Annotated in this window: 6 protein-coding genes; 3 read left to right on the top strand and 3 right to left on the bottom strand. The window is 48.1% G+C overall.

The window, feature by feature from the left end:
* Positions 1–182 precede the first annotated feature (182 nt).
* Positions 183–1,007, bottom strand: a complete 825-nt coding sequence (locus WCK19_RS17830) for a J domain-containing protein (protein ID WP_342398756.1) — start codon at positions 1,005–1,007, stop codon at positions 183–185.
* Positions 1,008–1,387: 380 nt separating this feature from the next.
* Here WCK19_RS17830 and WCK19_RS17825 point away from each other — a divergent pair, with 380 nt between their 5' ends.
* A complete protein-coding gene (locus WCK19_RS17825) occupies positions 1,388–2,611 on the top strand; it encodes a trypsin-like peptidase domain-containing protein (protein ID WP_342398755.1) in 1,224 nt (407 codons plus the stop codon).
* A 98-nt stretch (positions 2,612–2,709) separates the two neighbouring features.
* Here the strand turns inward: WCK19_RS17825 and WCK19_RS17820 are convergent, their stop codons facing one another.
* Positions 2,710–4,818, bottom strand: coding sequence for a thioredoxin domain-containing protein (locus WCK19_RS17820; RefSeq protein ID WP_342398754.1), 2,109 nt, complete (start codon positions 4,816–4,818; stop codon positions 2,710–2,712).
* A gap of 65 nt (positions 4,819–4,883) precedes the next feature.
* Here WCK19_RS17820 and WCK19_RS17815 point away from each other — a divergent pair, with 65 nt between their 5' ends.
* Positions 4,884–5,378, top strand: coding sequence for a GNAT family N-acetyltransferase (locus tag WCK19_RS17815; protein ID WP_342398753.1), 495 nt, complete (start codon positions 4,884–4,886; stop codon positions 5,376–5,378).
* 6 nt (positions 5,379–5,384) lie between these two features.
* On the opposite strand, the gene WCK19_RS17810 is transcribed toward WCK19_RS17815, so the two are convergent.
* Positions 5,385–6,566: an SAM-dependent methyltransferase gene (locus WCK19_RS17810; RefSeq protein WP_342398752.1), complete on the bottom strand. Its 1,182-nt coding sequence runs from the start codon at positions 6,564–6,566 to the stop codon at positions 5,385–5,387.
* Positions 6,567–6,617: 51 nt separating this feature from the next.
* Between WCK19_RS17810 and WCK19_RS17805 the strand changes: the two genes are divergently transcribed.
* On the top strand, positions 6,618–8,285 hold the full coding sequence (locus WCK19_RS17805) for a HAMP domain-containing sensor histidine kinase (RefSeq protein WP_342398751.1): 1,668 nt from the start codon (positions 6,618–6,620) through the stop codon (positions 8,283–8,285).
* Positions 8,286–8,420: the final 135 nt, after the last annotated feature.

The raw sequence follows: 8,420 nt of genomic DNA, 5'->3' as shown, positions 1-8,420 counted from the left end.
ACACTGACCTCAACAATCTGGTAGCTTTCGTTCTCTCTATCAATGTAAACTTGAAGTAAGCCAGTTGCAGAACAAAGCATTATGAGTACAAACTCCCCCTCCCTCATTAGGAAGGGGGTTTTATATTAGATGCAGGGCTTTTGCAAAGTCAGCCAAATGAGGGGGTATTGCTTCCCCTTTTCTTAGCGCATTGTGGTAAAAGCCTCAGTAAATATTTTCTGCAATTGTTTTAACTGCGCCTGAGTCTGAGAAGATACTACCCCATCACCCCGCCGCTCGCCTATCAAAAACAAAGCAATCTTAGCATCTGCTTTCAACCGCTTAATTACTTCCAAAACCAGATAAGTGCTGTTAAGCCCGTTGATTTGGCGGCGATAAAACACATTATGGTCGCTATTGGTTTCAATGGGAAAGAGCGGCTTTTCCATCGCATCCAACGCTTCGGTTAAGGCATCGGTCAGGTCAAACATCTCTAACGATTGAATAAAAACCGAACCGCTGCTAATTTTACCGCTCGCATCCGGCGCAGTAGCATTGATATTACAAATTTTCCCGAATAGCTTGTCGTGATACACCCCGATACGAAGCAATTTATGCTCCTTATCATCTACCAACCTTTTCTGGTACAGATAAAAAGTATTGTCATCGGGAGTACCAACATAAACGCGCTCTGCCCCTTTACTAACCGGCTGATTACGCTGAAACCCGCCGGTTCCATAATTTGGAGAGGGGCTGTAATTGGGTTGCGTATAAGAAGGGCGCGTCCCCTGCCCACTACCACTATTGGAAGAACTCTTACGGGCAAGCTCCGCATCAACTTTAGCGCGAGAAGCGGCATCTTTTATCATTTCGTAGGCGCGATTCACCTGCTGCATTTGGGTTTGCGCCTCCGCAGATTTATTCAAATCAGGGTGATACTTTTTGCTTAATGCTCGATACGCTGCCGAAATAACCTCATCGTCCGCGGTAGGGTCAACTTTCAAAATCTTATAAGGGTTGAAATCCATAATTGTTCCCGTTCTTAGCTGTTACCCGGCGTTAAAATGCTTCTTGCATAAGTAACCATTGTGCCGGAAGTCCCAAATTAATCTAAAATCTCCCCTTTTCAGGATAGCCATGAGCATTTCAACTATTATACATCAGCTATGACAAGTTTTGAATCTCAGCTTCTATTTACCATATTTTTACAATTTTAGAACACTTTATTAGCAAATTAATGAGATAATAACAAAGTAAGAAGCTAGTTAAGCTCTTTAATATAGATGTGCAAAAGCCCCTTGGGCTTGAAAATTCCCCCCGGCATCGCCGGTTTTATATAGATTTTCTGGAGATGACCGGGTTTGATAATTCGGTCATTTTTGCTTTAAACTTTGGGAAGGCGCTAACTATGTACCAACATAAGATTTCTGCTCTATTACTGTCTTTTTTTCTATTGAGTCTAGCTTTATCCGCCTGCAGTGATAGTAATTCTACTACTGCTACTGTCGCACCTGTTACGGCAACTTCGGTTCCAAACCAAACGGTTGCCGTTGCTGCAACTACAAATTCTAACAAGCCTACTACCACTGCCGTTGCTGCTGTCCCAACAACTCAGGCACTAAGCGCAGACCAAATTGAAAGTAACTCAGTAGTAAGCGTAGTAAAACGCGCCAACCCTGCCGTTGTAACCGTTTATACCAAAGCCACCCGCACTACTACAGGTAGCCAATTTACCGTTGGTACCGGAAGCGGCGCAATAATCAGCGAAAACGGCTATATCCTTACAAACGCGCATGTGGTTAGCGGAGCGCAGGGTATCAGCGTGGCTTTCAACAACGGGCAGAAAGTCGCCGCCGCCCAACTGGTAGGAATAGATGAGGATGGCGATATTGCCGTCTTAAAGGTAGATGTTAAAACGCCTGCCGTCCTGAAATTCGGCGATTCTAGCAAAGTGGAAATCGGGGAAACGGTTATTGCCATCGGCGCAGCCCTTGGAGACTTCCGCAATTCGGTAACAAAGGGCGTTGTTAGCGGGCTTAACCGCACCATCCCCGGCGATACCTCCCCAAATGTTTATATTCAAACCGATGCGTCTATTAATCACGGCAACAGCGGGGGTCCCTTGCTAAACCTCAAGGGCGAAATCATAGGGATTAATACAGCGGTAGTACGCAGCGTCAACAGCGGCGGAAGCTCGACAAGCGCAAACGATGTAGCAGAGGGCTTGGGCTTCTCCATACCCGGCAATGTTGCCGCAATGATTTCGGAGCAGTTAATCACCAAAGGAACGGCATCCAAGCCCTATTTCGGGATACGTTACCAGATGATAACCCCTGCAATTGCCGGAACAACGCTATCGGGTATCAGCATTCCTGAAATAGAAGGCGCATGGGTCAGCCCTAGCGGAAGACAGCCCGGAATAGTTGCGGGTGGTCCTGCCGATAAAGCCGGTTTGAAAGATAACGACATTATTACTGCCATCAATGGAGAACCGCTAAACGACCTGAACCCGCTTGTAACCGCTATATTAAAATATAAACCGAATGACACTATTAACCTTACAGTCCAGCGGGGTAAAGATTCACTCACCTTGCAACTTACTTTAGGCGAACGCCCAAAACCCTTGAACTGAGGAATTTATCGCAACACGGAGGTTGCTCCTACAGAACCCGTTCCCGTAGGGGCGTATTTGAATACGCCCTTCGCCCGTTGCCACCACCCCCATCCCTTTCAGGATAAAGCCACGCCCAATTGTTCTGCCAATTCTTCGGGCGTTGTAACCGGACGCTGACACGCGAAGTTTTGGCACACATACGCGGTAGCCTTGCCTTCCAGCATTTTGCGGTCTTCCAGAAGCGGATACCGCGCCACAACTTGCGGGTCAAATCCCGGCGAGAGTAGCATAACTACTTTGTTGGGGTTGTAAGCGTTATAAATCACCTGAAGCAAAGCCTTTGTATCCGGCGCATCCGGCTCACCCACAAGCACAATTTCTTTTGCAGCATCCAGATAAAAGTTAGCGGCAGACAACCACCGCCCAAAACCAAGCGGTTGGTGCGGCATCAATCCGGCGACATTTTCCAACGCGCTTACCGCCGTTTCGCGATAACGCTCTTGCCCTGTAAACAATGCCAGCTTCAACAAAACTTCCACCGCAACCGAATTTCCGCAAGGAGTAGCATTATCCATATAATTGCGGGGGCGAGTTACTAACTGCTCATGGTCGAGTGACGTATCATAAAAGCCCATGATAGTTTCATCCCAGAACTGTTCCAGCATTACCCCCGCAATATAATTTGCCTCATCCAGCCAACGCAGGTCAAAAGTAGCTTCGTAGAGAGCTAATAACCCATCGGCAAAAAAGGCGTAATCTTCCAAGAAGCCGTTCAAGCGGGCTTGCTTGCCCTTTGCGTCATCCTTGAAAGTCCGCAGCAAACGCCCCTCTTTCTTCAGATATTTCAATACAAACTCAGCGTTATTTTTAGCGATTTGGATATAAGCGGGATTATCCAACACGCGACCCGCTACCGCAAAAGACTTAAGCATCAGCCCATTCCAAGAAGTCAGGATTTTTTCATCCCTACCCGGTTTAACGCGCTGCTCTCGCGCCTCAAATAACCTGTCAAGGCTCTGCCCAAGAATCCATTCAAGGGCATCCTCACTTTTACCAAGTTCTTTGGCTATCTGTTGCAGTGGGCTTGTCACATGCAGAATATTATGCCCTTCCCAATTGCCACGCTCACTGACATTGTAGAAGCGGCAAATAACGGCGGCATCTGCTACCCCTAAAACTTCCTCAATCTCGCGCTTACTCCAAACGAAAAATTTACCTTCTTCGCCCTCGCTATCGGCATCTTGCGTACTGTAGAAACCGCCTTCTGGATAAGTCATCTCGCGCTGAATATAGTCGAGGATATGCTCTGCTATCTGGCGATAAAAGCCGCGTCCGGTAGCGAGGAAAGCGTCAAGATAAAGTAGGCTCAATTGCGAATTATCGTACAGCATCTTTTCAAAGTGTGGCGCTAACCAATCGGCATCGGTGGAATAGCGGTGAAAGCCCCCGCCCAATTGGTCATACAGCCCGCCCATAGCCATCCGGTCAAGCGTAAGCAACAGGTTTTCCAGCGTTTTGTAACTATGGGTACGCCGCCAACTTTTCAAAACATAATCGAGCGCGGAAACTTGCGGGAATTTCGGGGCAGTCCCAAATCCCCCCTTTTTCGTATCAAACTGCGCGGTTAAATTCTCGGTGGCAGAATTGAGCAAAGCGCGGTTAAGCTCACCCGTTGTCGGCACGCCCCGTTCAGACAAACTGCTGTTCAACATTTCTTTTAGCTGCGCGGCGTTATTCGCAACATCTTCGGGCTGCTCTCGGAAAACCTCTGAGAGCGTGTTAAGTATCTGCGGGAAACTAGCCATGCCGCTATAGCGATTATCGGGCGGAAAGTAAGTACCGCCGTAAAAAGGAGCGCCCTCCGGCGTAAGAAAAACGGTCATAGGCCAGCCGCCCCTTCCAGTCAGGGCGTTAACCGCTTCCATATAGATGGAATCTATATCCGGGCGTTCTTCGCGGTCAACTTTGATATTCACGAAGTTCTCATTCATAAGCGCGGCGATTTCTTCATTTTCAAAAGACTCTCGCTCCATCACATGGCACCAATGACAAGCGGAATAACCTACCGAAAGCAACACGGGCTTATTTTCGGCACGCGCTTTAGCAAAAGCCTCCTCGCCCCACGCATACCAATCCACCGGATTATGCGCGTGTTGCAACAAGTAAGGGCTAGTTTCATTTATCAAGCGGTTTGTAAATCTATTTTCACCTTGCGGATTATTCATGTTAATATGCTCCTGAAATTTAATCGGTAAAAAGTAGCAGCATTATACCCCTAAAAGGACAACCCATGACAGCCAATTCAACCCGAAACCGTATTCGTAACGCCACGCCCGCCGATGCCGAAACAATTCTTACCCTCATAAAAGCTTTAGCTGATTTCGAGCAACTCCCCCCGCCCGACCCCGAAGCGCAACAACGGCTAATTAGCCACGCTTTCGGGGAGCATCCCCGCTTTGAGATATTTCTGGCAGAAGTTGAAGAAGTAGTTGCGGGTTACGCTTTCATCTTTGAAACTTACTCCACTTTTCTAGCGCGTCCTAGCCTATACCTTGAAGATTTATTCGTGCTGAAAGAGTATCGCGGCAGCAAAGTAGGCTACGACCTCTTTCGCTTTTGCGTGGCAGAAGCCCAAAAACGCGAATGTGGACGCATGGAATGGACGGCGCTAGATTGGAATACCCACGCCCAGAATTTCTATCGCCGCATGGGCGCACGCCACATTGAAGAATGGCTGCCCTTCCGCCTCACCCGCGAACAGTTCGGGCAAATTTTGGCAGATTAAAAGCTTTTACACGCCCGCGCTCCAACCTCTTAACGCTGGTTCCAAAGGCGCGTTTTTTGCATGCAATAAAACCTTGAAATTGCCCATCTCGTTCGGGCTAATCAACCTTAAAAGAGCTTCGCGTTGCGCTAATACCGCATTGGGGCTTGTAGTTGTCGCGCTCAGTTGGACAAAATGCTCGCCAATCCCTAACCCGCCCAGAAATTCCGCCTGTGAAATCAGTCCGGGCGTGGCTAAACCCAATTCTACGCCCGTGTTTAGCAGCGTTGAGAAATCCACATGGGCGGTTATATCCTGATTCCCCAGATTTAAATAGGGGTTATGGCTGACCTGATGCCGATAATAGCATTGAAGCGTACCGGACATGCGGCGGGGATGAAACCGACTTTTCGCTTCGTAGCCGTAATCTATTGTCAGAATATAACCCCGCTGCAATTTCCCAACTACCCGGCGCAACCACGGCGCGGCTTGCAAATTAACCTCAGTGCGATAACCATCTTCATAGCTCGCCATATCCAAACCCAACGCTTTAAAATAGGTTTCCAAAGCAGGCGTAGAAAGCTCGCCCTCCTCTTCCACTAACTCACCCGCTGCGTTTTGGGTTAGATAGATTTCGTTTAGCTTTCCATTGCTGACCGAAACCATATGCACTGGAAAAGCATCCACCAATTCGTTAGAAAGGAAGCAACCTATCACGCTATCTGGCTCTATCTCATCCCAACCAACCCAAGCTACATGTTCCAGCAATTCTGCGCCATCCGGCAATTTGCCGATATGATGCGCCTGAGCTTCCGCTAGAATGGGGCTGATTTCGACAATCCGATAACTAAAGCTCTCCCAAAGCGGCGGCGCATTTTCCTTTAGATAACGCAAAATATCTCCCGCCAACGTGCCTTGCCCCGCCCCCATTTCCACAATCGCAAAGTTAGGCGGTTGCCCTAATCGCTCCCATAGCTCTTGCAACTGCACAGCAATAAGCTCTCCAAAAACCGGAGTCAATTGGGGGGCAGTATAAAAATCCCCGCGTGCGCCTATCAACGAAGAACGGCTGTTATAATAACCGCCCTTGGGATGATACAACGCCAACTCCATAAATTCAGCAAAAGTTAGGCGAGGTTTTTGCTGTAAAATTTCCCCAAGCGCGGTTTTGACAAATGGATTGTCTTCACTCTCTGTAGGTGTTATCATATTCTCGTAATTTTTGAACTATTATCCATACCGAGGTTGTCTTAAGGTAGGATGGGTTTTCGTACCAAACTTATAATTAGTTATATCCTGATAATAGCGTTAACGCTGTTAGTCGCGCTCGCGTTGTTTTCGTTTGTGGTGCAACAAACCCAACAGGACGAACGCAATAAAGCGGAACTCCGCCTACAACGGAACGCTGAAATTGTACTACAAATATTACCTCCCCCCAATTATAACTACCAACTCAATACTTATCTTCAAAATATTCGCAATTTTGCCGTCCTTTTCGATGCCCGTTTTATGCTGATAGACGAAACTAGAGATGTGCTGCTGGATACCGCGAACAATAGCGACAGCCTAACCCGCACCAAACTTCCGGGCTACACCCTCGCCCCCCGTGACCAAAGCGCGTATCGGGGCTATCTGAACTTGAACGGGGTAAACTACGTGTATTTTGCGCTACCCGGTCCGAATATAAGTGACTCCCCAAGCTCTGCGGATAATACTAACAATCGTATCAGTGTTCCGATTATACTAAAAACCGATTTGATACTTGCGGTGCCGGAAGCGCAACTAGCGTTTGATTGGGCTGCCTTCTTGCGAGGGTTAGCGTTGGTAACGCTGGTTGTTGTGCTTATCTCAATTTTGGCAGCCTACTTTATTGCCCGCAACATTGCCCGCCCTCTCATCCTAATGACCCACGCCAGCGAAGCCATCGCGCAGGGAGATTTCAATCATCGCCTAGAACAAGCCGGAAAGGGCGAAGACGAAATAAGCCGCTTGGCAATTAGCTTTAATCGGATGGCGGAGGAAGTATCTAGCTCTCAACAAAGTGTGCGCGATTTTGTGGCAAATGTTAGCCACGAACTAAAAACCCCCCTCACCAGTATTCAAGGCTTCTCCCAAGCTGTGCTAGATGGTACGGTAGATACCCGCCCTATGCTGGAACACTCCCTAAAAGTCATCAACGAAGAAGCCGCCCGGATGCGCCGTCTTGTGGATGAATTACTCGACCTGAGCCGAATCGAATCCGGGCAAATTGACTATAATTGGCGTGGAATTGACCTCAAAAAAACGCTGGAACGAGTGCTGGCAAAGTTCGAGCCGCTCATCCTTAAAAAAGGTATAAATCTCGTTTCGTCCATCCAAGATTACGCTTATCAGTTGCCCCAAAAAGAAAGGCTGTTGCCCCAAGATTCAATGCCGGGACCAATGGCTTGGGGAGATTCAGACCGACTTGAGCAGGTTTTCACCAATATTGTGGATAACGCCATCAAATACAGCCCCGAAGGTGGCGAAGTAAAAGTAGAATTGCGGCTTACCGGCAACGAAACAATACTCAATCCGGCAACAATAGCCGTGACCGGCAACTCCTATTGTTGGGCGCAAATCAAAATCAGCAATACAGGCTCGCTTATTCCTACCGACCAATTGCCCCGTATATTCGAGCGTTTTTATAAGCTGGATAAATCCCGTTCCAAAAAGAAGGGCGATAGCACCGGGCTAGGCTTGGCAATCGCCAAAGAATTGATAGATTCACATCGAGGCATCGTGCAAGTACAAAGCGTCCCGCTGACTTATGCTTTCAACTACCCTTTTCCCCTGACCGGCAGCGAAGGGCTTACCACCTTTACAATTTATCTGCCCCTAATCGCCCTTCCTTTAACCACGCTACCGCGCCCTGAACCTAGCGCAATATATCCAGAGGCGCTGAAATAGCGGCACGTAGCTTTATGCAAGGCGATGAAATTTAAGAAGTTATCGGTGGAAAAAAAGCAACAAAACGCGATGTTTAGTTGATGGTGGAGGTGAGGGGGCTCGAACCCCTGACCTCTACAGTGCGATTGTAGCGCT

Source organism: Candidatus Chlorohelix sp. (assembly GCF_037138995.1).
GTDB lineage: Bacteria > Chloroflexota > Chloroflexia > Chloroheliales > Chloroheliaceae > Chlorohelix.
Note: the sequence above shows the minus strand (reverse complement) of the source record. Positions and strands in the feature narration are given on the sequence as shown.

Coding starts and splice junctions, on each gene's coding strand:
- WCK19_RS17830 (WP_342398756.1), bottom strand. CDS start 1,007: ATGGATTTCAACCCTTATAAGATTTTGAAAGTTGACCCTACCGCGGAC.
- WCK19_RS17825 (WP_342398755.1), top strand. CDS start 1,388: ATGTACCAACATAAGATTTCTGCTCTATTACTGTCTTTTTTTCTATTG.
- WCK19_RS17820 (WP_342398754.1), bottom strand. CDS start 4,818: ATGAATAATCCGCAAGGTGAAAATAGATTTACAAACCGCTTGATAAAT.
- WCK19_RS17815 (WP_342398753.1), top strand. CDS start 4,884: ATGACAGCCAATTCAACCCGAAACCGTATTCGTAACGCCACGCCCGCC.
- WCK19_RS17810 (WP_342398752.1), bottom strand. CDS start 6,566: ATGATAACACCTACAGAGAGTGAAGACAATCCATTTGTCAAAACCGCG.
- WCK19_RS17805 (WP_342398751.1), top strand. CDS start 6,618: ATGGGTTTTCGTACCAAACTTATAATTAGTTATATCCTGATAATAGCG.